The sequence below is a fragment of the Sphaerotilus sulfidivorans genome (assembly GCF_013426975.1).
GTDB classification, from domain to species: Bacteria; Pseudomonadota; Gammaproteobacteria; order Burkholderiales; family Burkholderiaceae_C; genus Sphaerotilus; species Sphaerotilus sulfidivorans.
Window position 1 is genome coordinate 1 of sequence record NZ_JACCPY010000045.1, and the last position, 21145, is coordinate 21145.

Annotated in this window: 18 protein-coding genes; 7 read left to right on the top strand and 11 right to left on the bottom strand. The window is 71.1% G+C overall.

The window, feature by feature from the left end; genetic code table 11:
* Positions 1-208 precede the first annotated feature (208 nt).
* The 5 genes from HZU84_RS20325 (at position 209) to HZU84_RS18135 (ending at position 6748) form a co-directional block, all read left to right on the top strand.
* Positions 209-394 carry a helix-turn-helix domain-containing protein gene (locus HZU84_RS20325; protein WP_219341001.1) on the top strand — a complete coding sequence of 62 codons (186 nt, stop codon included), beginning with the start codon at positions 209-211 and terminating at the stop codon, positions 392-394.
* A complete protein-coding gene (gene ampD / locus HZU84_RS18120; protein ID WP_149504854.1) occupies positions 391-1011 on the top strand; it encodes a 1,6-anhydro-N-acetylmuramyl-L-alanine amidase AmpD in 621 nt (206 codons plus the stop codon). Before HZU84_RS20325 ends, ampD begins: the two co-directional genes overlap by 4 nt.
* A 243-nt stretch (positions 1012-1254) precedes the next feature.
* On the top strand, positions 1255-4167 hold the full coding sequence (locus HZU84_RS18125; protein WP_375139043.1) for a ribonucleoside-diphosphate reductase subunit alpha: 2913 nt from the start codon (positions 1255-1257) through the stop codon (positions 4165-4167).
* Positions 4168-4645: 478 nt separating this feature from the next.
* Positions 4646-5752, top strand: coding sequence for a ribonucleotide-diphosphate reductase subunit beta (locus HZU84_RS18130; RefSeq protein ID WP_244954357.1), 1107 nt, complete (start codon positions 4646-4648; stop codon positions 5750-5752).
* A gap of 162 nt (positions 5753-5914) precedes the next feature.
* Complete coding sequence (locus tag HZU84_RS18135) at positions 5915-6748, top strand: hypothetical protein (protein WP_244954356.1); 834 nt, start codon at positions 5915-5917, stop codon at positions 6746-6748.
* A 69-nt stretch (positions 6749-6817) separates the two neighbouring features.
* On the opposite strand, the gene HZU84_RS18140 is transcribed toward HZU84_RS18135, so the two are convergent.
* The 8 genes from HZU84_RS18140 to HZU84_RS18175 form a co-directional block, all read right to left on the bottom strand.
* The gene (locus HZU84_RS18140; RefSeq protein WP_223120893.1) at positions 6818-7774 is read right to left on the bottom strand and encodes a nucleoside hydrolase; all 957 of its coding nucleotides are present in this window, start codon (positions 7772-7774) and stop codon (positions 6818-6820) included.
* Complete coding sequence (gene rbsK, locus HZU84_RS18145) at positions 7771-8733, bottom strand: ribokinase (protein ID WP_180693055.1); 963 nt, start codon at positions 8731-8733, stop codon at positions 7771-7773. The genes HZU84_RS18140 and rbsK overlap by 4 nt, the downstream gene beginning before the upstream one ends.
* Before the next feature lie 67 nt (positions 8734-8800).
* Complete coding sequence (locus HZU84_RS18150; protein ID WP_310734056.1) at positions 8801-9748, bottom strand: carbohydrate kinase family protein; 948 nt, start codon at positions 9746-9748, stop codon at positions 8801-8803.
* A 293-nt stretch (positions 9749-10041) separates the two neighbouring features.
* Positions 10042-10185 carry a hypothetical protein gene (locus HZU84_RS18155; RefSeq protein ID WP_180693056.1) on the bottom strand — a complete coding sequence of 48 codons (144 nt, stop codon included), beginning with the start codon at positions 10183-10185 and terminating at the stop codon, positions 10042-10044.
* Positions 10186-10580: 395 nt separating this feature from the next.
* On the bottom strand, positions 10581-12368 hold the full coding sequence (locus HZU84_RS18160; protein WP_149504851.1) for an ABC transporter ATP-binding protein: 1788 nt from the start codon (positions 12366-12368) through the stop codon (positions 10581-10583).
* 4 nt (positions 12369-12372) lie between these two features.
* Complete coding sequence (locus HZU84_RS18165; RefSeq protein WP_149504850.1) at positions 12373-13419, bottom strand: ABC transporter permease; 1047 nt, start codon at positions 13417-13419, stop codon at positions 12373-12375.
* Positions 13416-14354: an ABC transporter permease gene (locus HZU84_RS18170; protein ID WP_149504849.1), complete on the bottom strand. Its 939-nt coding sequence runs from the start codon at positions 14352-14354 to the stop codon at positions 13416-13418. The genes HZU84_RS18165 and HZU84_RS18170 overlap by 4 nt, the downstream gene beginning before the upstream one ends.
* Positions 14351-15106, bottom strand: coding sequence for a class II glutamine amidotransferase (locus tag HZU84_RS18175; RefSeq protein ID WP_149504848.1), 756 nt, complete (start codon positions 15104-15106; stop codon positions 14351-14353). Before HZU84_RS18175 ends, HZU84_RS18170 begins: the two co-directional genes overlap by 4 nt.
* Positions 15107-15175: 69 nt before the next feature.
* Here HZU84_RS18175 and HZU84_RS18180 point away from each other — a divergent pair, with 69 nt between their 5' ends.
* Positions 15176-16366: a zinc-binding metallopeptidase family protein gene (locus tag HZU84_RS18180; RefSeq protein ID WP_149504847.1), complete on the top strand. Its 1191-nt coding sequence runs from the start codon at positions 15176-15178 to the stop codon at positions 16364-16366.
* Here the strand turns inward: HZU84_RS18180 and HZU84_RS18185 are convergent.
* From HZU84_RS18185 to HZU84_RS18195, 3 genes are all read right to left on the bottom strand, one after another.
* Positions 16338-18650 carry a putative bifunctional diguanylate cyclase/phosphodiesterase gene (locus HZU84_RS18185; protein ID WP_149504846.1) on the bottom strand — a complete coding sequence of 771 codons (2313 nt, stop codon included), beginning with the start codon at positions 18648-18650 and terminating at the stop codon, positions 16338-16340. The genes HZU84_RS18180 and HZU84_RS18185 overlap by 29 nt on opposite strands.
* 101 nt (positions 18651-18751) lie before the next feature.
* Complete coding sequence (locus HZU84_RS18190; protein ID WP_149504845.1) at positions 18752-19999, bottom strand: NAD(P)/FAD-dependent oxidoreductase; 1248 nt, start codon at positions 19997-19999, stop codon at positions 18752-18754.
* Between the two features lie 10 nt (positions 20000-20009).
* A complete protein-coding gene (locus HZU84_RS18195; protein WP_219341002.1) occupies positions 20010-20453 on the bottom strand; it encodes a cupin domain-containing protein in 444 nt (147 codons plus the stop codon).
* Positions 20454-20659: 206 nt separating this feature from the next.
* Between HZU84_RS18195 and HZU84_RS18200 the strand changes: the two genes are divergently transcribed.
* A complete protein-coding gene (locus HZU84_RS18200) occupies positions 20660-21094 on the top strand; it encodes a TraR/DksA family transcriptional regulator (RefSeq protein ID WP_149504844.1) in 435 nt (144 codons plus the stop codon).
* Positions 21095-21145: the final 51 nt, after the last annotated feature.

Sequence of the window (21145 nt, forward strand, 5' to 3'; positions counted from 1 at the left end):
GACCACCACCGTGTCGCCCACCCGCACGCCGTAGCGGCGCAGGAAGGTCTGGCCGGCCGAGACGGTCATCACGCCGGGCAGGTCGTTGTTGCCGAAGACCAGCGGGCGCTCGATCGCGCCGGTGGCCGCGCCGGCCGCGGGCACGGGTCCGGCCGGTCCGGTCGGTCCGGTCGGTCCGACGGGCGAGCCACCGCTGCCCGCGGACCTGATGGCCCACCTCGACGAGGTCGAGCGCGAGGTGCTGGTGCGCGCGCTGGCGCTGCACCGCGGCAATCGCACCGCCGCCGCCGCCGCCATCGGCCTGACGCTGCGCCAGATGCGCTACCGCATGAGCCGGCTGGGCGTGCAGGCCGCCGGCGACGGCAGCGACGAGGGCGAGGAGGGCAGCGCATGAGCCCGGTCGCTGCCCGGCGTCGCCAGCCCGTGCCGACGCCCGTCTCGCCCTGGCAGGATGGCTGGCACCGCGACGCGCGCCGGGTGCCGAGCCCGAACTTCGGGCCGCGTCCCCCGGGGCGGGCGGTCGATCTGGCGATCGTTCATTCGATCAGCCTGCCGCCCGGTCGCTACGGCGGCGACGCGGTCGAGCGGCTGTTCACCAACCGGCTCGATCCGGCTGCGCACCCGTATTTCGCCGGCCTGGCCGGGCTGGAGGTGTCGGCGCATTTCCTGATCCGGCGCGACGGCGAGCTGGTGCAGTTCGTGGCGGTCGACGGGCGGGCCTGGCATGCCGGGCGCTCGTCGTGGCGCGGCGTCGACAACTGCAACGACCATTCGCTCGGCATCGAGCTGGAAGGGCTGGAAGGACACCCCTTCCGTGCCGCCCAGTACCGGGCACTGGCACGGCTGCTGAGGCAGGCCGCACAGGCCTGGCCGATTCTCGAGGCGGTCGGCCATGAGCATGTCGCGCCCGGGCGCAAGCACGATCCGGGCGCAGGCTTCGACTGGCGCCGGCTGGCGCGCCACCTCGGCGCGCACAAGCCGCTCCTGCCGCTCCTGTCAAGAGGCACATGAACTGAGGGACACTAGCCATAGTGTTTTGCAGATCGCAGGACACTACGGCTAGTGTTATGCTCGCGTCCGTCGCGGCTGCGGGCTCTCCGCAGAACGGCCGCGCGTCCAGCACAGCAGAGCCAGAACCACTCCCCATTTCACCGTCCAGGACGGCCCGCCGCAGGCAGGCCGACCGGGGCGGCGCATTGCCGACGACGACCGCCTGACGTCCTCAGGGAACGAACCCAGGAAGACTCCATGTCCATGCAGACAACCGACTTCAGCTCCATCGATCCGACCTCGACCGCCCCGACCGCGCCGTCGCCCTCCGCCTACGCTGGCTATCAGATCATCCGCCGCAACGGCGCGGTGGTCGCGTTCGAGCCGCACAAGATCGCGGTGGCGCTGATGAAGGCCTTCCTGGCGGTGCGCGGCGCGCAGGGCGCGGCCTCGGCCAGCGTGCGCGAGACGGTCGACGTGCTGACCGAGTCGGTGGTGCGCGCGCTGCTGCGCTCGCGTCCGAGCGGCGGCACCTTCCACATCGAGGACGTGCAGGACCAGGTCGAGCTGGGCCTGATGCGCGGCAGCCACCATGACGTGGCGCGCGCCTATGTGCTGTACCGCGAGCGCCGCTCGCAGGAGCGCCTGAGCCAGGGCCGCGCGCCGGCGCAGGCGCCGGCCGATGTGGTCGTGCAGGACCATGGCCAGCGCAAGCCGCTGGACAAGGGCGGCCTGCAGGCGCTGGTCGAGTCGGCCTGCGCCGGCCTGGGCGAGGAGGTCACCGCCGCGCCGGTGCTGGCCGAGACGCGCCGCAACCTGTACGACGGCGTGCCGGTCGAGGAGGTCTACAAGGCCGCGATCCTGGCCGCGCGCACGCTGATCGAGAAGGACCCGGGCTATACCCGCGTCACCGCCCGCCTGCTGATGCACACCATCCGCCGCGAGGTGCTGGGCGACGACGTGACCCAGGCCGAGATGAGCCTGCGCTATCCGCTGTACTTCCCCGAGTTCGTGCGCCGCGGCGTCGAGGCCGAGCTGCTCGACGAGCGTCTGCTGCAGTTCGACCTGTCGCGTCTGGGCGCCGCGCTGCGGCCCGAGCGCGACATGAACTTCGACTACCTCGGCCTGCAGACGCTGTATGACCGCTACTTCCTGCATGTGCGCAAGGCCCGCATCGAGCTGCCGCAGGCCTTCTTCATGCGCGTGGCCATGGGCCTGGCACTGGGCGAGGTGGACCGCGAGGCGCGCGCCATCGAGTTCTACGAGGTGCTCTCGACCTTCGACTTCATGTCGAGCACGCCGACGCTGTTCAACGCCGGCACGCGCCGCTCGCAGCTCTCGAGCTGCTACCTGACGACCGTGCCCGACGACCTCGACGGCATCTACGAGTCGATCAAGGACAACGCGCTGCTGAGCAAGTTCGCCGGCGGCCTGGGCAACGACTGGACGCCGGTGCGCGCGCTGGGCAGCCACATCAAGGGCACCAACGGCGAGTCGCAGGGCGTCGTGCCCTTCCTGAAGGTGGTCAACGACACCGCGGTCGCGGTCAACCAGGGCGGCAAGCGCAAGGGCGCCGTCTGCGCCTACCTGGAGACCTGGCACCTCGACATCGAGGAGTTCCTGGAGCTGCGCAAGAACACCGGCGACGACCGCCGCCGCACCCACGACATGAACACCGCGAACTGGATTCCGGACCTGTTCATGAAGCGCGTGATGGAGGGCGGCGAGTGGACGCTGTTCAGCCCGTCGACCTGCCCGGACCTGCATGACCTGTTCGGCACCGCCTTCGAGCGCGCCTACACCGCCTACGAGGAGAAGACCCGCTCCGGCGAGATCAAGCTCTTCAAGCGGGTGCGCGCGGTCGACCTGTGGCGCAAGATGCTGACGATGCTGTTCGAGACGGGCCATCCGTGGATCACGTTCAAGGACGCCTGCAACCTGCGCTCGCCGCAGCAGCATGTCGGCGTGGTGCACTCGAGCAACCTCTGCACCGAGATCACGCTGAACACCAATGCCCAGGAGATCGCGGTCTGCAACCTCGGCTCGGTCAATCTGGCGCACCACCTGACGACCGGCGCGGACGGCGCCAAGGTGCTCGACCAGGCCAAGCTGAAGAAGACGGTGTCGGTGGCGATGCGCATGCTCGACAACGTCATCGACATCAACTACTACGCCGTCGCCAAGGCCCGCAACTCCAACCTGAAGCACCGCCCGGTCGGCCTGGGCCTGATGGGCTTCCAGGACGCGCTCTACCAGCTGCGCGTGCCCTACGCCTCGCAGGCGGCGGTGGAGTTCGCCGACCGCTCGATGGAGGCGATCTGCTACCACGCCTACTGGGCCTCGACCGAGCTGGCGGCCGAGCGTGGCCGCTACGCCACCTACGACGGCTCGCTGTGGTCGAAGGGCATCCTGCCGCTGGACTCGCTCAAGCTGCTGGCCGAGGCGCGCGGCGGCTATGTCGAGGCCGACACCTCGTCGACGCTGGACTGGGAGGCGCTGCGCCTGCGCATCCGCGACAACGGCATGCGCAACTCCAACTGCGTGGCCATCGCGCCGACCGCGACCATCTCGAACATCATCGGCGTGGACGCCTCGATCGAGCCGTGCTTCGGCAACCTCTCGGTCAAGTCGAACCTGTCGGGCGAGTTCACCGTGGTCAACGAGTACCTGGTGCGCGACCTGAAGAAGCTCGGCCTGTGGGATGACATCATGGTCATGGACCTGAAGCATTTCGACGGTTCGCTGCGCCGCATCGACCGGGTGCCCGAGGAGCTCAAGCAGCTCTACGCGACCGCCTTCGAGGTCGAGCCGCGCTGGCTGGTCGAGGCCGCCTCGCGTCGCCAGAAGTGGATCGACCAGGCGCAGAGCCTGAACATCTACATGGCCGGCGCCTCGGGCAAGAAGCTCGACGAGACCTACAAGCTCGCCTGGATCCGCGGCCTGAAGACCACCTACTACCTGCGCACGATGGGCGCCACGCACGCCGAGAAGTCGACCGGCCGCGCCGGCCAGCTCAACGCGGTCAGCGCCGGTGGCAGCAGCACCGGCCAGAGCGCGATGGAGAAGGCCGCCGCCGCCGCGCAGGCGCAGATGGCCGCGGCAGCCGGCGCCTCGACGCCGGCCACCGACGTCAAGTTCTGCGCCATCGACGACCCCGGCTGCGAAGCCTGCCAGTGATCGCTGGCTAGGCCACAAAAAACAAACCCCGCGCTGCTGGAAACAGGGCGGGGTTTGCGAAGGAGGACTTGTGACACAGCTCTGCGCCAACAGGGCCGAGTCTCAAGCGAAAAATCAGTAAAGGAGATCCTGACTATCGCTAGGTTTGCTTCCTTGCGGATGCTTCAAGAGCAATCCGAGATTATAGCCAACCGACGTCCTAGAGCATCTTCGATCCTCACCCCTTTGTGGGAAAGGATGAGGCTATGCAACCGCGCAGCCAACGTCCTCGCACCGTGCCGGTTCGCGCCTATGTGCGCTACCGATTCGGTCGCTGGGAGCACGTGTGCCGTCACTGGCGCTCGTGCCCTCGGTGATGAGCGAGTGACATGAGAAGAAAGGGGTGTGGCGAAGAGTGCCATGCCCCTTTCGCGCGTGTTGAAAATGCGCAACGAATAACGATAATGCTCGATGGACGGTCACAGACCGTGAGTACGCAATGCTGAGCTTCGAAGACGATGCCCCGCTGCAGTCCGCAGCTCCCTTCAACACCACTCCTCTGGCCAGCGCGTTAGGGGACAGTGCGCAGCGCCGCGTCAACATCGCCGACAAGCGCATCATCAACGGGCAGACCGACGTCAATCAGCTCGTTCCGTTCAAGTACAAGTGGGCCTGGGACAAGTACCTGGCCACCTGCGCCAACCACTGGATGCCGCAGGAAGTGAACATGAGCCGCGACATCGCGCTCTGGAAGGATCCGAACGGCCTGAGCGACGACGAGCGCCGCATCATCAAGCGCAACCTCGGCTTCTTCGTGACCGCCGACTCGCTGGCGGCCAACAACATCGTGCTGGGCACCTACCGCCACATCACCGCCCCGGAGTGCCGCCAGTTCCTGCTGCGCCAGGCCTTCGAGGAGGCGATCCACACGCATGCCTACCAGTACATCGTCGAGTCGCTGGGCCTGGACGAGAGCGAGATCTTCAACGCCTACCACGAGGTGGCCTCGATCCGCGACAAGGACGAGTTCCTGATCCCGTTCATCGACGCGATCATGGATCCGAACTTCGTCACCGGCACGCCCGAGGCGGACCGCACGCTGCTGAAGTCGCTGATCGTCTTCGCCTGCCTGATGGAAGGCCTGTTCTTCTACGTCGGCTTCACGCAGATCCTCGCCTTGGGCCGCCAGAACAAGATGACCGGTGCCGCCGAGCAGTACCAGTACATCCTGCGCGACGAGTCGATGCACTGCAACTTCGGCATCGACCTGATCAACGCGATCAAGCTCGAGAACCCGCACCTGTGGACGCCGGAGTTCAAGGACGAGATCAAGGCGCTGTTCCTGAAGGCGGTCGACCTGGAATACCGCTACGCCGAGGACACCATGCCGCGTGGCGTGCTGGGCCTGAACGCGTCGATGTTCAAGGGCTACCTGCGCTTCATCGCCAACCGTCGCGCGACCCAGATCGGTCTCGACGAGCTCTTCCCGAACGAGGAGAACCCCTTCCCGTGGATGAGCGAGATGATCGACCTGAAGAAGGAGCGCAACTTCTTCGAGACCCGCGTGATCGAGTATCAGTCGGGCGGCGCCCTGTCCTGGGACTGAGCCCTGCCGTGCTGCTGCCGTCCGTCGCCTGCGTCTCGAGACCTTCCCATTCACGGCCCCGGGCGCCTGTGCTGAACAGCTGCGCGGACCGAGGATCACCCCCGGCTCCTCTGCCTGCGACCGGCCGGGTGCGCAATGTCAATCTCATCTAGGAGAACTGTGATGGCAACGAAGAAGACGGCTGCGGCCCCGAAGGCTGTCGCGGCAACCCCGGCCGCCGCTCCGGCCGAGAAGCCGGCCCGCAAGACCACGAAGAAGGCGGCGGCCCCGGCCGTCGTCGAGACGGTCGCCGCAGCACCTGCCCCGGCGCCTGCACCGGCTCCGGTGGTCGAGGAAGCCAAGCCGGCCGCCAAGAAGGCTGCGGCCAAGAAGGCCACGCCGAAGCCGGCGCTGAAGAAGGCAGCCGCTCCGGCCGTGGCTGAGCCGGCCCCGGCGCCCGCGCCGGCCCCGGTGGTCGAGGAAGCCAAGCCGGCCGCCAAGAAGGCCGCAGCCAAGAAGGCCACGCCGAAGCCGGCGCTGAAGAAGGCCGCCGCTCCGGTCGTGGCCGAGCCGGCTCCGGCACCCGCTCCGGCCCCGGTGGTCGAGGAGGCCAAGCCGGCGGCCAAGAAGGCTGCCGCGAAGAAGGCGGCGCCGAAGAAGGCTGCGGCCCCGGCCGTCGCCGCCGAGCCGGCACCGGCTCCGGCCCCCGCTCCGGTCGTCGAGGAAGCCAAGCCGGCGGCCAAGAAGGCTGCCGCGAAGAAGGCCGCGCCGAAGAAGGCTGCGGCCGCCGCCGCCGAGCCGGCACCGGCGCCCGCTCCGGCCCCGGTGGTCGAGGAGGCCAAGCCGGCGAAGAAGGCCGCCGCCAAGAAGGCCACGCCGAAGCCGGCGCTGAAGAAGGCCGAGCCGGCGAAGAAGGCCGCGAAGAAGAGCGCGACCGCTGCCGCGCCGTCGACGACCGCCAAGACGACGCTGAACCCGAAGGCCGCCTGGCCCTTCCCGACCGGCGAGAAGCCGTGATCGTGGCCTGATCGGGAGCCTCGGCTTCCGGCCTGACGAAGCCCGGCCCTGGCCGGGCTTTTTCGTGCTTCAGCCGGGAAAGAGCCGGCGGAAGTCGGCCAGCACCCGCGTGACGTCGACGCCGGTGCACACCTGCTGCTCGGGTCGCCCGTCCCAGTCGGTGGCGGGGAAGCGGCTGCCGCGCACCGACTGGATGGTCTGGCCGGCCGCCAGCCCTTCGGTCACGACACGCACCGCGCCGGGCCGGCGGGTGAAGGCCGAGGCGTCGAGCGCGCAGGCCACCGCGGTGGCGTCATGGCAGCAGATGCCGCCGCCGGTGCGGAACTCGTAGAAGGCCTCGTAGAAGCGGGTGATGTCGCGCAGGAAGGTGCCGTGCGGGCCGCCGCGTGCGCCCAGCTCGTCGAGGTAGCTGGTCGTCATCACCACCTCGTGTGTCACGTCCAGGCCGACGAAGGTCACCGGCCACGGCGCGGTGGCGACGAGGTCGGCCGCATGCGGGTCGTTGAAGATGTTGGCCTCGGCCACCGGCGACATGTTGCCGCCATGGCCGTGCGTGCCGAAGGCGCCGCCCATCAGCACCACCTCGCGCACATGGCGGGGCAGCTCCGGGTCGAGCTGCAGCGCCAGCGCCAGATTGGTCAGCGGCCCGACCGGCACCAGCACCAGCTCGCCCGAATGCCGGCGCGCCATCTCGACGATGAACTGCGCGGCCGGGCGCGGATCGAGCGCGCCGCTCGGCTCGGGCAGCTCGACGTTGCCCAGGCCGTTGGCGCCATGGACGAAGTCGGCGAAGTCGCCGGCCGGCTTCACCAGCGGCCGTGTCGCGCCGCGCGCCACCGGGACATGGTCGATGCCGAAGCGCTCGCGCAGCGCCAGCGCGTTGCGGGTGGTCAGCTCGATCGGCACATTGCCGAAGACGGTGGTGATGCCGACCAGCTCGGCGCGCGGATCGAGCGCCAGCATCGCCAGCGCCATCGCGTCGTCGATGCCCGGATCGGTGTCGAAGAGGATGCGGGTGCGGTTCACGGGGTGTCTCCCTGAAGGTGCAGGTCGGCGACGAGGTGATCGACCTCGGCGGCCGTCGGCATCGCCGACTGGGTGCCGAGCCGGGTGACGGCCAGCGCGGCCGCGGCCTGGGCGCGGGTCAGCGCCTCGCGCAGCGGCCGGCCGGTAGCCAGCACGGCGGCCAGCGCGCCGACCACCGTGTCGCCGGCGCCGGTGGTGTCGACCGCCTGCACCCGCGGCGCCGGCAGCGCCAGCGTGCCCTCGGGGCCGGCCAGCACCAGGCCCTCGGCGCCAAGCGTCACCAGCACCTGGCGCGGACCGCGCTGGCGCAGCTGCTCGGCCACCGCGCGCGCCTCGGCCGGGCCGGGCACGGGCATGCCGGCCAGCGCCGCGGCCTCGATCTCGTTGACCACCAGCCAGTCGAGCTGGCCGAGCAGTGCCTCGCCCAGCGGCTGCACCGGCGCGGCGTTGAGCACCGTGACCGCACCCGCCTCGCGTGCGATCGCCAGCGCCTCGGCCACCGCGTCGAGCGGGCATTCGAGCTGCGCGACCACCACGCGGGCCTGGCGCAGCCGCGCGGCCTGCGCACGCACCCGCTCCGGCGTCAGCGCGTGGTTGGCACCGGGAATGACGACGATGCTGTTCTCGCCGTCGGGCATCAGCAGGATGGCGGCGGTGCCGCTGGGCGTGCCCGCGATGCGCTCGACCGCATGGGTGTCGATGCCGTCGGCCTGCAGCGCCGCGAGCAGCGCCGCGCCGTGGGCGTCCTGCCCGACCGCGCCGAGCATCGCCACCCGGGCGCCCTGGCGAGCGGCCGCCACCGCCTGGTTGGCGCCCTTGCCGCCGCCGTCGGTGTCGAAGCCGCTGCCGGTCAGCGTCTCGCCGGGTGCGGGCAGGCGCGGCGTGCGGATGCGCAGGTCCATGTTCAGGCTGCCGACCACCAGCACATCGGCGGGGGGCGCGGCGAAAGGCTCACTCATCGGCGTCTCCTGGATCGCGGGATCAGGGCGCCGGGCTGCCGCGGTCCCCGCGCGGCAGCGGCCGACCTCAGAACGGCCAGGCGCCGTAATGCTGCTCGAACTGCGCGCGGATCTCCTCGCGCGTCGGACGGTGATTCTGACAGCCCTGCACCGCGATCTTGATCGAGCCCAGCACGCTGCCCAGGCGCGCGCCGTCGAGCAGCGAGCGTCCGGTGGCCATCGCCAGCAGCAGGCCGGCGCGGTAGGCGTCGCCGCAGCCGGTCGGATCCTTGACGGCAGCGGCCGGCACCGGCGCGATGGTCTGCTCGGTGCCCTTCTGCCAGACGATCGAGCCCTCGGCGCCGCGGGTGACGATCAGCGTGTCAACCCGCGCGGCCAGCTGCGCCAGCGTCAGGCCGGTCTTGTCGCAGATCAGCTCGGCCTCGTAGTCGTTGCAGACCAGCACCGGCGCGCGGTCGATCATCTCCAGCAGCTGCTCGCCGCTGAACAGCACGATGTTCTGGCCGGGGTCGAGGATGAAGGGCAGTCCGGCCTCGGCCATCTCGCGGCTGTGCTGCTGCATCGCGTCGGGCGCGTCCGGGCCGACCAGGCCGACCGCGACCTCGCCGGCCTCGGCCAGCGCGATCTCGGCCGAGCGGCCCATCGCGCCGGGGTGGAAGCCGGCGAGCTGGTTGTTCGACAGGTCGGTGACGATGAAGCACTGCGCGGTGTAGCTGTCGGCGGCGACGCGGATCGCGCGCTGGTCGATGCCGCAGCGCTGGTAGTGATCGCGGTAGGGGGCGAAGTCGTCGCCGACCATGCCCATCGGCACCGCCTCGCCGCCGAGCAGCGCGTAGTTGTAGGCGATGTTGCCGGCACAGCCGCCGTACTCGCGGCGCATGCGCGGCGACAGGAAGGACAGGTTGATCTTGTGGATCTGGTCCGGAAGGATGTGGTCGGTGAACTGGCCCTCGAACACCATGATGGTGTCGTAGGCGATCGAGGCGGCGATGGCGGCGCGGGTGCTCATGCTCATGGGTCGCGGTCAGCGGCAGGGGAGGGAGGGCCGGCGCGGCGCAGGCCGGGCGCGGAAGTGGCCGCGAGAATACCGCAGCGCCTGCCGGGCGGTCGGCTGAAACGGCGGTCAGGGGGCGGGGTGTTCTTCGGGCGCCGGCATCGATGCCGGTGGCGCGGGGCATGCCCAAAAAAGAAGGGAGGCGGGACGGGGAAACCGGGTGCTCGCTCTCTCAGGCCCGGATCGCCCGCCTCCCTGGGACTGGACCCAGTCCCCAAGGCTTCTCTGAGGAGGAGTTGCTCGGACGCGTGCCTTCAGCGCGCAGGCAGCGCAGGCGCGGGTGCCTGCGAGGCGGTGGACTCGGGCGCGGCATCATGGGCGATATCGGCGCCGGCAAAGGCGCTGAAGGCGAAGATGAGGGCGGCTGCAGTGAGCCATTCGGACCAGCGGAACTTCATGTCGGACTCCGTTTGAAGCCTAATCGCCGGCACAGCGTACGCCCGGGCGCCGCGGTCCGCTGCGTCAGGTTGCAACGGTGACAGCGCTGTGCGGCAGAAGTTCACGCATTCTTGCGACTGCTTGCGCTTGCGATGTTTCCGACAGGTTTCCGCCGGATGTCAGCAGGGCATCAGCGGGCGCGGGCGAGCACCGGCGCATCGTCCGGCGGCGAGACGGCGGCCCCGGCGCTCAGGGCCAGGGCCAGGGCAGCGGCGGCAAGCCAGTCGGTCCAGCGGGGTTTCATGGAAAGATCCTTGCGAGATGGCGGATGACCAATGGTCGCAAGGCGGGGCCGCTCCGCATCGGCGGATGAATGCGGCCAACCGGACCCAGAAAAGTCGATGCGGGAAACCGCTCAGTTCATGGGGCCGGTGCGTTCGGCGCGTCCCGCCAGGCCGCGCGGCACGGCGGCCAGCAGCCGCCGCGTGTAGTCCTGACGCGGCGCGGCCAGCAGCGCGCGCGTCTCGCCCTGCTCGACGACGCGGCCGTCCTTCATCACCAGCAGCTCGTCGGCCATGAAGCGCACGACGGCTAGATCGTGGCTGATGAAGACATAGGCCAGGCCCAGCTCGTCCTGCAGGTCCTTCAGCAGGTTGAGCACCTGCGCCTGCACCGAGACGTCCAGCGCCGACACCGCCTCGTCGAGCACCAGCACCTCGGGCGAGAGCGTCAGCGCCCGCGCGATGGCGATGCGCTGGCGCTGGCCGCCGGAGAACTCGTGCGGGTACTTGCCGAACGCCGTGCCGTCCAGCCCGACGCGCTCGAGCAGCGCCAGCGCGCGGCCCTCGCGCTCGCGGTCGTCGACGCCGAGGGCGTGGATCCGCATCGGCTCCAGCAGGGTCTGGCCGATGGTGAAGCGCGGGTTCAGCGATGCGTACGGGTTCTGGAACACGATCTGGATGCGCCGGCGCAGCGCCTGCCGCGCCAGGCCCTGCAGCGCGAACATATCCTCGCCGTCGAACAGCACCTGCCCGGCGCTGGCCTCGTGCAGCCGCAGCAGCGTCAGGCCCATCGTCGTCTTGCCCGAACCCGATTCGCCGACCACGCCCAGCGTGCGCCCGCGCCGCAGGCGGAAGCTCACCTCCTGCACCGCCTGGAACTCGCGGCGCCGGAACAGGCCCTCGCGGACGCTGAAGGTCTTGCCCAGGCCGCGGGCCTCGATCAGCACCGGCGCGTCGTCGGCCGATTCGAGGCGCGGGCGGCGGGCCGGCGCGGGCGCGCGGCCGGCGAGGTGATCGTCGATGACCGCCAGCCGCGGCGCGTCGCTGTCGAGCGCGGGCCGGCAGGCCAGCAGCGCGCGGGTGTAGGCGTCCTGCGGCGCGGTGAAGATCGCCTCGACCGGGCCCTGCTCGCGCACCTGGCCGTGGCGCATCACCACCACCCGGTCGGCGATCTCGCCGACCACGCCGAGGTCGTGGCTGATGAACAGCAGGCTCATGCGCCGCTCGCGCTGCACCCGCTCGAGCAGCTCCAGGATCTGGCGCTGGATGGTCACGTCGAGCGCGGTGGTCGGCTCGTCGGCGATCAAGAGGCGCGGCTCGCAGGCCAGCGCGATGGCGATCATCACCCGCTGCTGCTGGCCGCCCGACAGCTCGTGCGGATACGCCGACAGGCGCCGGCGCGGCTCGGGCAGGCCGACCTCGGCGAGCAGCTCCTCCGCCCGCACAAGCGCCGCGCCCCGGCCCAGGCCCAGGTGCAGGCGCAGCGGCTCGACGATCTGCTCGCCGATGGTGAAGACCGGGTTCAGCGAGCCCATCGGATCCTGGAACACGCAGGCGATCTGGCGGCCGCGCAAGGCCCGCAGCTCGGCCGGCGTCGCGCCGAGCAGGTCGCTGCCGTCCCAGAGGATGCGCCCGCTGCGCTCGGCGTTGTCGGGCAGCAGGTTCAGGATCGACATCGCCGTCACGCTCTTGCCCGAGCCGGACTCGCCGACCAGCGCGACGGTGGTCTCGGCCGGAATGTCGAGATGGACGCCGCTGCCGGGCGCCTCGCCGCCGACCGCGCGGCCCCAGCGCGGCTGGTTGCCCTGGCCGCTTTCCCGGCCGAGGCGGAAGCGCACCCGCAGGTCCTCGATGCGCAGCAGCGGTGCGTCCGGGGGCGGCAGGCCGGCGGGCAGGGCGATGTTCGGGATCGGCAGGTCCATCGCGTCAGCCCTCCAGCCCGCGCAGCTTCGGATCGAGCGCGTCGCGCAGCGCGTCGGTCATCAGCGAGAAGGCGGTGACGAACACCGCCATGAAGGTGGTCGCGGTGGCGATCTGCCACCAGTAGCCCAGGATCAGCTCGCTCTGCGCCTCGGCCAGCATCGTGCCCCAGCTGACCTGGTCGACGCTCACGCCCAGGCCCAGGTAGGACAGGATGACCTCGTACTTGATGAAGCCCACGACATGGATCGAGAGCTGCACCAGCACCACATGGCTGACGTTGGGCAGGATGTGGCGGAACATGCGCTGCCCGGGGCTGGCACCGATCGCCTCGGCGGCGCGCACATAGTCGCGCGCGGCGTGCTTCATGAACTCGGCGCGCACCAGCCGGTAGATGCCGGTCCAGCCGGTCAGCCCCAGGATCAGCACCACGCTGGTCACGCCGCGCCCGGCCACCGCCGCGAAGGCGAAGATCAGCAGGATGCCGGGAATGGACGTGAAGACGTTGTAGACCCACTCCAGCAGATCGCCGACGCGCCCGCCCAGGAAGCCGGCCAGCGCGCCCAGCACCGTGCCGATCGCCGCGGCGACCACCGCGGCCAGCACGCCGACCAGGATCGAGATCTGCGAGCCCTTGATCGCCTTGTCGAGCACGCTGCGGCCGAGCCGGTCGCCGCCCAGCGGCAGCGTCTCGGCCGCGGTCGTCGTCTCGACCGACTGGCGCGCGGTGGCCTCGTCCCACTCGCGGTAGCGTGGCGCCAGCGGATCGACGCTGGAGAGGTCGAGCAGCGGCGCGCTGGCCGACGGCGCCGGCAGCCCCGGCATCGGCAGCGCCTGCGGCGCCGGGCCCAGCAGCGTCGGCGGCGCGTAGGACACGCCGCGCTCCTGCTGCCAGTGCGCGCCGGCCAGGCCGGTGACGGCCGCCAGCACCAGCAGCGCATACAGCAGCACCACCGCGATCGCGGTCATGCCGACGCGGTCGCCGCGCAGCCTTCGTGCGGCCAGCGCCCAGACGCCCTCGGAGGTCGTGCCCATGCCGGGAATCGCGCTCATTTCAGCGTCACCCGGGGATCGACCGCCTTGTAGAGCAGGTCGGTGAGCAGGTTGATGACCATCGTGATGACCGCCAGATAGATCGTGACCGCCTGGATGACGGGGTAGTCGCTGCGATTGACCGCCAGCATCACCTCGCGGCCGATGCCGGGAATCGAGAAGAAGACCTCGATCAGGAAGGAGCCGACGAAGATGCCGGGCAGCTGCATCGACACATTGGTCAGGATCGGGATCAGCGCGTTGCGCAGCACATGCTTCATCAGCACCGCACGCTCGCCCAGGCCCTTGGCGCGCGCGGTGCGCACATAGTCCTGGCCGATCTCGTCGAGGAAGAAGCTGCGGTACAGCCGCATCTGCGGCGAGATGCCCACCATCACCGCCAGCAGCACCGGCAGCGGCGCGTAGGTCGTCAGGTTGGTCCAGACGCTGTCGGTCCAGCCCTGCACCGGGAACCAGCCGAGCTGGAAGGCGAACAGCCACTGCCCGACGATGACGTAGACCAGGAAGCTGATCGACAGCGCCACGGTGGTCACCACCATGATCGCCCGGTCGGTCAGCGAGCCGCGCACCGCCGCCACCGCCAGCGCGAAGGGAATCGCCAGCAGCGCGTCCAGCACCAGGATCGGCGTCATCACCGTGAGCGTGGCCGGCAGCCGGGTGGCGAAGAGCTGTGCGACCGGCTCGTTGGTGGCCCAGCTCCGGCCCCAGTCGAACTGCAGGATCTGGCCGACGAAGATTGCCAGCTGCTCCCAGACCGGGCGGTTCAGGCCGAGCTGATCGCGGATCTGCTCGACCTGCTCGGGCGAGGCGTTCAGGCCGGCGAGGATCTCGGCCGGATCGCCGCCGAAGCCCTTGAACAGGAAGAACACGCCGAGCACGACGCCGGCGAGCGTCGGCACCATCTGCCAGAGGCGGCGCAGCAGGTAGGACATCATCCGATCCGGTCTCCATCGACGAACACCGCCAGCTCGCCCGGCGCCAGCGCCACCCAGGCCTCGTTGGTGGTCAGCGGCTCGGTCACCACGACGGCGACGCGGTCCTGCGGCGTGGTGTGCTCGGCGAAGTCGACCGTCAGGTCGGCGTCCTGGAGCTGGGCGTCCGCGAAGGGGTGGCGGCGCAGCACATAGTGCAGCCGGGTGGTGCAGTGCGCCCACAGCGCCTCGCCCTGGCTGAGCAGGAAGTTGAAGGTGCCGTGGCGGGCGATCTGCGGCGCCAGCTCGGCCAGCGTCTGCGTCAGATCGGGAATGCTCGGCATGCGCGCGTGGTTCTTCGCCAGCTCCTGCATCAGCCAGCAGAAGGCGCGCTCGCTGTCGGTGTCGCCCACCGGGTGGAAGCCGGCGTGCAGCTTCGGGCGGTAGTCGACCAGATTGCCGTTGTGCGCGAAGACCCAGTAGCGGCCCCAGAGCTCGCGCACGAAGGGGTGGGTGTTCTCCAGCGCGACCCGGCCCTGGGTGGCCTTGCGGATGTGGGTGACGATGTGGCGGCTGCGGATCGGGTAGTGGCGGATCATCGCCGCCACCGGCGACTCGGCCGCGCTCTGGTGGTCGACGAACAGGCGCAGGCCTGCGCCCTCGAAGAAGGCGATGCCGAAACCGTCCCGGTGCTCGACGGCCCGATGGGCGAAGCCGGTGAAGCTGAAGACCAGATCGGTCGGGGTGTTGGCGTTGAGGCCGAGCAGCTGACACATGGCCCGAGACACTAACATGCCGGACATGATTTTCAGTGCCGGGGGAGCCTGCGGATGATGGACGGATGGATGGACGGATTCCTGTCCCGGCTGGGACGGCAGATCGCCGACCGCTGGCACACGCCACGCCAGCCGCGCACGCCGCGCGCCTACCGCTGCCTGTGCGGCGCGGCGGTGTTCTTCCGCAACAGCGGCTGCCTGAGCTGCGGCCGCGCTCTGGGCTTCGATCCGGCCGGGCGCACGCTGCTGGCGCTGGAGCCCGACCGCGAGGACGCCAGCCTGTGGCTGGAGGCGCGGCCGGCCTCGGCGCTGCATCTGCGCGCGGCGCGGCGCTGGCGGCGCTGCGCCAACGCGGTGTCGGCGGCCGGCTGCAACTGGCTGGTGCCCGACGAGGAGCGCACCGGCGCGGGCGAGCGGCCGGCGTTCTGCATCGCCTGCCGGCTCAACCGCATCATTCCGGACCAGACCTTCGAGGCCAACCAGCGCGACTGGGGCCGGATCGAGCTGGCCAAGCGCCGGCTGGTGTCGCAGCTGCTGGCGCTGGGGCTGCCGGTGCAGTCACGTCTGGCGGGCGCTGGCGGCGAGGACAGCGCGCGCGGCCTGGCCTTCGACTTCCTGCGCCCGGTCGACGGCCAGCCGGTCATGACCGGACATGCCGGCGGCATCGTCACGCTCAATGTCGACGAGGCCGACGACCCGGTGCGCGAGCAGATCCGCGCCCGCCTGCGCGAGCCCTACCGCACGCTGCTGGGCCATCTGCGCCATGAGGTCGGGCATTACTACTGGGACCGGCTGGTGGCCGGCAGCGACTGGATCGGGCCCTTCCGCACCGTCTTCGGCGACGAGCGCGCCGACTATGGCGCGGCGCTGGAGCGGCATTACCGGCTCGGTCCGGCACCGGACTGGGCGCAGTGGCATGTCAGCGCCTATGCCGCCAGCCACCCGTGGGAGGACTGGGCGGAGACCTGGGCGCACTACCTGCACATGGTCGACGCGCTCGACACCGGCCTGAGCTTCGGGCTGGACGCCGACGATGTCGAGGTCGATGTCGCGATGTTCGGCGCGGAGGTGCTGGAGACGCCGGACCCGGAGTTCCTGCGCCTGGTCAACGCCTGGGTCGAGCTGACCGCGCTGCTCAACGAGATGTCGCGCAGCATGGGCGTGCCGGACTTCTACCCCTTCGTGCTGGTGCCGGCGGTGGTGCGCAAGCTCCACCTGGTGCATCGCATCGTCACGCGGCCTGCAGCGGCGCCGCACTGAGCGGGACGACCGGCTCGCGCTGCGCCGCCACATGCTCGCCGAAGGCCTGCGGCGGCATCGGGCGGCCGTAGAGCCAGCCCTGCGCCAGCTCGCAGCCCTGCTCGCGCAGGAAGGCGGCCTGCTCCTCGGTCTCGACGCCCTCGGCGACCAGGCCGAGCTTCAGGCTGTGGCCCATCAGGATGATCGCGCGCACGATGCCGGCACGGTCCGGCCGGGTGGTGATGTCGCGCATGAAGGACTTGTCGATCTTCAGCGTGCCGATCGGGTAGCGCGTCAGGTAGCCGAGCGCCGAGTAGCCGGTGCCGAAATCGTCGATCGCCAGCGTCAGGCCCAGCGCGCGCAGGCCGTTGAGAATGTCCTCGGCCTGGTTGCGCTCGTCGAGCAGCAGCCGCTCGGTGATCTCCAGCTCGATCCACTCCGGGCGGCAGGCGCTGGCGTCGAGCGCGTCGCGCACCGTCTGCACCAGGTCATGGTTCATGAACTGGCGCGGCGACAGGTTGATCGCGATGCGCAGCGGCTCGCCCGGCGGGCGCTCGCGGTTCCAGGCGGCCGCCGCGGCGCAGGCCTGCTGCAGCACCCAGGTGCCGATCGGCACGATCAGGCCGCAGTCCTCGGCCACCGGGATGAAGCGGTCGGGCGGCACCATGCCGCGCACCGGATGCTTCCAGCGCAGCAGCGCCTCGGCGCCGACGATGTGCGCGTCGTCCAGGCCGACCTTGGGCTGGTAGTGGATCTCGAACTGGCCCTCGGCGATCGCGCGGCGCAGGTCGGCCTCGAGCGCAAGACGCTCGCGTGCGCGCTCCGACAGCGATTCCGAGTGGAACTCGTGGCGTGCGCGGCCACGTGCCTTGGCCTCGAACAGCGCGGTGTCGGCCTGGCGCATCAGCAGCTCCGGCTCCGACAGCGTCTGGCCCTCGCCCACGGTGGCGATGCCGATGCTGGCCGACACGAAGACCTGCTGGCCGTCGATCTCGTAGGGCTGCGACAGCGCCTCGACGATGCGCCGGGCGATGCGCTCGAGCGTCTCGCGCTCGAGCGCGTTGTGCGTCAGCACCGCGAACTCGTCGCCGCCCAGGCGCGCCACCGTGTCGCGCTCGCGCAGGCAGTGCAGCAGGCGCTGCGCCGCGGCGACCAGCAGCCGGTCGCCGGCGGCATGGCCGAGCGTGTCGTTGACGTTCTTGAAATGGTCCAGATCCAGCATCAGCACCGAGCTGACCGGCTGCTCGCGCAGCCGCGCCTGGAAGCCGGCGCGGTTGATCAGGCCGGTCAGCGTGTCGCGGAAGGCCAGGTCGTGCAGGTCGCGCTGGGTGGTCTTCAGCTCGGTGATGTCCTGCGTCGTCGTCATCGTGAAGCGCGCGCGCCCGTCCGCTCCGTACTCGAAGCGGTGCACGACGCGCAGGTCGCGCAGGCCGTCGGGGCCGTCGATGCGGGTGTCGAAGTGCAGCTCGGCCTCGCCGCGCTGCATGGCTTCGCGGGTCAGCGCCTGCACCCGGTCGCGGTCGCTGGCGACGACGCGTGCCCACAGCGGCGACAGGTCGCCGACTGTCTCGCTGTCGATGCCGAACTGGCGTCGTGCATGGGCCGACAGCGTCGCGGTGCGCGCGCGGTGGTCCCACAGCACATGGCCCATGCGGCCGACCCGCTCGGCGTCCTCGAGCCGGCTGACCAGCAGCTCGCGGTCGCGCCGGCCGTCATGCAGCGCCTGCATCGCCCGACCGGTGCGCCCCGGGCCCTTGACCATCACCAGGTGCAGGTACCACAGCAGCGCCAGGCCCAGGAAGAGGTGGGCGGTGTCGCCACGCAGCACCAGCAGCACCGACAGCGGCCCGAGCGCGAGTGTGCCGAAGATGGGCAGCGTGCCCTTGACCATGCCGGTCAGCGCGGCGCTGCCGGCACACACGCCCATCAGCGTGAACAGGATGACGATCTGGTGCAGCGGATCCGCGCTCTGGCCGAAGAACAGGCCCAGCGCGCCCCAGGCCAGACCGCTGCAGACCGTCTGCCCCAGCGCGATGCGGCGCCAGGTGGGGCTGCGCCAGCGCAGCCGGCCGCCGCCGCGCAGATAGAACCATGTCAGCGCCAGGCGCGAGGCCATCACCAGCTCGGCCACCAGCACCCAGGCCGGCAGGGCCAGACCCGGCACCGAGTCGCGGATCACCAGACCGACGGCCGCGGCCACGACCATGCCGGAGCCGGGCGTCAGCGGCGACTCCTCGTAGTGCATGTCGATCAGGCTGCGCTCCCAGGCGTCGTCGGCCTGGGGCGGGTGCGGTGTGCTGCTCATGATGCCGGGGCCGAGGCCCGTCTGTCCCTGGCGGGACATCGGCCGTGGCGCCGGAAACTGGAGCCCGCGACCGGGCGGAGCGGCCCGGGCCGGCGATCCGCTCAGCGGGTCAGCAGCCGCAGCATGCCGCGCAGCGACATCAGATGGCCCGGGTTGGCGGTCTCGTCGAGCACGCCGCTCATGCGCCGCAGCAGCCGCGGGCTGCGGCGGGCGCGCCAGATCACCAGATCGGCCAGCCAGGGGTGGCGGTTGACGCTGTTGGCGCGCTCGTAGAGCACGAACTTCGGCTTCAGCGCCGCCAGCCGGGTCGCGTAGTCCTGCCGGATCGCCGCCTCGTCCCGGCCGGCGCGCTCGCCCGCCAGCAGCGTGTCGGCGGCCAGCAGGCCGGTCTCGAGCGCCTTGCCGATGCCCTCGCCGGTGAAGTCGTAGGTCGAGCCGAGCGCCTCGCCGGTGGCGATCAGGCCGGCGCGGCCCTCGTGCCGGGCGCCCTCGAGCGTGCAGCGCAGCGGCGCGCCCTTCAGGCCGTCCTGCAGCTCGCCGCCGTCCATCAGCCGGCGCGCCGGGGCGTAGACCCGGGTGAAGTCGTCGAACATCTGGCGCAGGTTGGCGTCGGCGGCGCGGTCGCGGCCGTCGTCGCCGCGGCGGAAGAAGGCGCCCACGCCGATGTTCCAGGTCGCCTCGCCGCAGGGAAAGATCCAGCCGTAGCCCGGGCGCAGCGCGCGGTCCCAGACCACGTCCATCGTCGCGAGCTGCCCGGCCAGCGCCGGATTGCGCACATAGCCGCGCAGCGCGATGCCGCTGGGCGTGCGCCGGGTGCACAGGCCGGTGGCGACCATCGGCCCGACGCTGGCGCCGGTGGCCAGCACCACCCAGCGCGCGCGCACCTCGTGCGTCAGGTCGCCCTGGCGCAGCCGCGCGCCGACGACCCGGCCGCCGTGCTCGATCACCGCATCGAAGCGCACCGGCGTGACCCGCCGCGCGCCGGCGCGCTCGGCATGCCGCACCAGCAGGAAATCGAGCTGCCGGCGCGGCAGCACCGCCAGCGTGCCGGGCACGTCGACCTGCCCGCCGCGCGGCGCCACGCAGCGCACATGGCTGACCCGCGTCGCATGGCGCATCACCTCGTCGAGCAGGCCCAGGCGCGCCAGCGCCGCGTGCGCGTCCGGGATCAGGCCGTCGCCGCAGACCTTTTCGCGCGGGAAGTCATGCTGGTCGACCAGGCAGACCTGCAGCCCCGCGCCGGCCAGCACCGTGGCGCAGGCGCTGCCGGAGGGTCCGGCGCCGATGATCAGCACGTCGCAGGCATCCGGCAGCGTGCCGGCGGGGGCGGGTTCGGGCAGGCTCAGCATGAGCCCGATTCTAGGCAGCGCGGATCGCGCGCAGCGTGTCGAGCGTGATGTCGGCGATCACCGTGCCGTCGTCAGCCAGGATCTCGTAGAGCTTCTGGCCGGGCTCCGGGCGCATGCTGAACAGCACGATCGCGTCCTGCTCCGGGCCGCCGCCCTCGCGGTGCGGCACCTCGCTGGCGGGCGAGACGGTCAGCGTGCCGGCCGGGCGGATCTCGCGCAGCGTGCCGTCGGCCTCGTACAGCCGGTGCTCGCCCTGGATCACGAAGGTGTGGTTGGCCGCGAGGTGGCGGTGCAGCACGATCTGCTGGCCGGCCGAGAAGCGGAACAGCACGTCGGCGATGCCGCGCGGCTCGTCGATGTGCAGGATCGAGAACAGGAAGTGCGGCAGGTCGCCGAAGGGCATCCAGTGCACCTGGCGGTCATCGAAGCGGGCGGGGGCGCAGGCGGGGGTCATGGGCGGTCTCCTCTCGGGGGTGGATCACGCCGGCATTGGAGCGTGCGGGCCGGCCGGCTGTCCCGGGCAGGCTGCCCGCGCGGGCCGGGGCAGTCTGCCTTCGGCCGGCGGCGCCGCTTGAGCGGGATCAGTCCGGCCGCACCGCGACGGTGCGACGATGGCCGCGAGGCGGGTGTTCCTCGCCGCTGTCCAGGAGATCCGACGCCATGACCACGCTTGCCCCTTCCCCCGTTTCCGCCGCTGCCACGCTGGATGCCGCGCAGCGCGGTTCGCTGCGCGAGGTGCTGCTGGCGCGTCGCCAGGCGCTGCTGGACTCGCTGGCGCTGCACACCGGCGGGGCCAGCCGCGCCCAGCATGCGCATGAGCTGCTGCAGCAGGGCAGCGACGACCTGCGCGAGCATGCGGCCGATCGCGAGGTCGATCTGGCCTTCACCGATCAGGAGCGGCTCGAGCTGGCCGCGATCGGCCAGGCGCTGCAGCGCCTGGAGGCCGGCGCGGCGGGCGACTACGGCCTGTGCGATGACTGCGGCGCCGCGATCGCCTTCGAGCGGCTGCAGGTGCAGCCGCAGGCGCTGCGCTGCATCGGCTGCGAGACCTTGCGCGAGCGGCGCGGCGGCCGCAGCGCCGCCGGCACGCTCTGACCCCTCTGACCCCTCTGATGCCTCGGATTCGCTCCGATTCCCTCTGATCGA

Bases quoted from the DNA above. Each gene is read 5' to 3' on its own strand.
- HZU84_RS20325 (WP_219341001.1), top strand. From the start codon at position 209: ATGGCCCACCTCGACGAGGTCGAGCGCGAGGTGCTGGTGCGCGCGCTG.
- ampD (WP_149504854.1), top strand. From the start codon at position 391: ATGAGCCCGGTCGCTGCCCGGCGTCGCCAGCCCGTGCCGACGCCCGTC.
- HZU84_RS18125 (WP_375139043.1), top strand. From the start codon at position 1,255: ATGCAGACAACCGACTTCAGCTCCATCGATCCGACCTCGACCGCCCCG.
- HZU84_RS18130 (WP_244954357.1), top strand. From the start codon at position 4,646: ATGCTGAGCTTCGAAGACGATGCCCCGCTGCAGTCCGCAGCTCCCTTC.
- HZU84_RS18135 (WP_244954356.1), top strand. From the start codon at position 5,915: ATGGCAACGAAGAAGACGGCTGCGGCCCCGAAGGCTGTCGCGGCAACC.
- rbsK (WP_180693055.1), bottom strand. From the start codon at position 8,733: ATGAGTGAGCCTTTCGCCGCGCCCCCCGCCGATGTGCTGGTGGTCGGC.
- HZU84_RS18150 (WP_310734056.1), bottom strand. From the start codon at position 9,748: ATGAGCATGAGCACCCGCGCCGCCATCGCCGCCTCGATCGCCTACGAC.
- HZU84_RS18155 (WP_180693056.1), bottom strand. From the start codon at position 10,185: ATGAAGTTCCGCTGGTCCGAATGGCTCACTGCAGCCGCCCTCATCTTC.
- HZU84_RS18160 (WP_149504851.1), bottom strand. From the start codon at position 12,368: ATGGACCTGCCGATCCCGAACATCGCCCTGCCCGCCGGCCTGCCGCCC.
- HZU84_RS18165 (WP_149504850.1), bottom strand. From the start codon at position 13,419: ATGAGCGCGATTCCCGGCATGGGCACGACCTCCGAGGGCGTCTGGGCG.
- HZU84_RS18170 (WP_149504849.1), bottom strand. From the start codon at position 14,354: ATGATGTCCTACCTGCTGCGCCGCCTCTGGCAGATGGTGCCGACGCTC.
- HZU84_RS18175 (WP_149504848.1), bottom strand. From the start codon at position 15,106: ATGTGTCAGCTGCTCGGCCTCAACGCCAACACCCCGACCGATCTGGTC.
- HZU84_RS18180 (WP_149504847.1), top strand. From the start codon at position 15,176: ATGGACGGATTCCTGTCCCGGCTGGGACGGCAGATCGCCGACCGCTGG.
- HZU84_RS18185 (WP_149504846.1), bottom strand. From the start codon at position 18,650: ATGAGCAGCACACCGCACCCGCCCCAGGCCGACGACGCCTGGGAGCGC.
- HZU84_RS18190 (WP_149504845.1), bottom strand. From the start codon at position 19,999: ATGCTGAGCCTGCCCGAACCCGCCCCCGCCGGCACGCTGCCGGATGCC.
- HZU84_RS18195 (WP_219341002.1), bottom strand. From the start codon at position 20,453: ATGACCCCCGCCTGCGCCCCCGCCCGCTTCGATGACCGCCAGGTGCAC.
- HZU84_RS18200 (WP_149504844.1), top strand. From the start codon at position 20,660: ATGACCACGCTTGCCCCTTCCCCCGTTTCCGCCGCTGCCACGCTGGAT.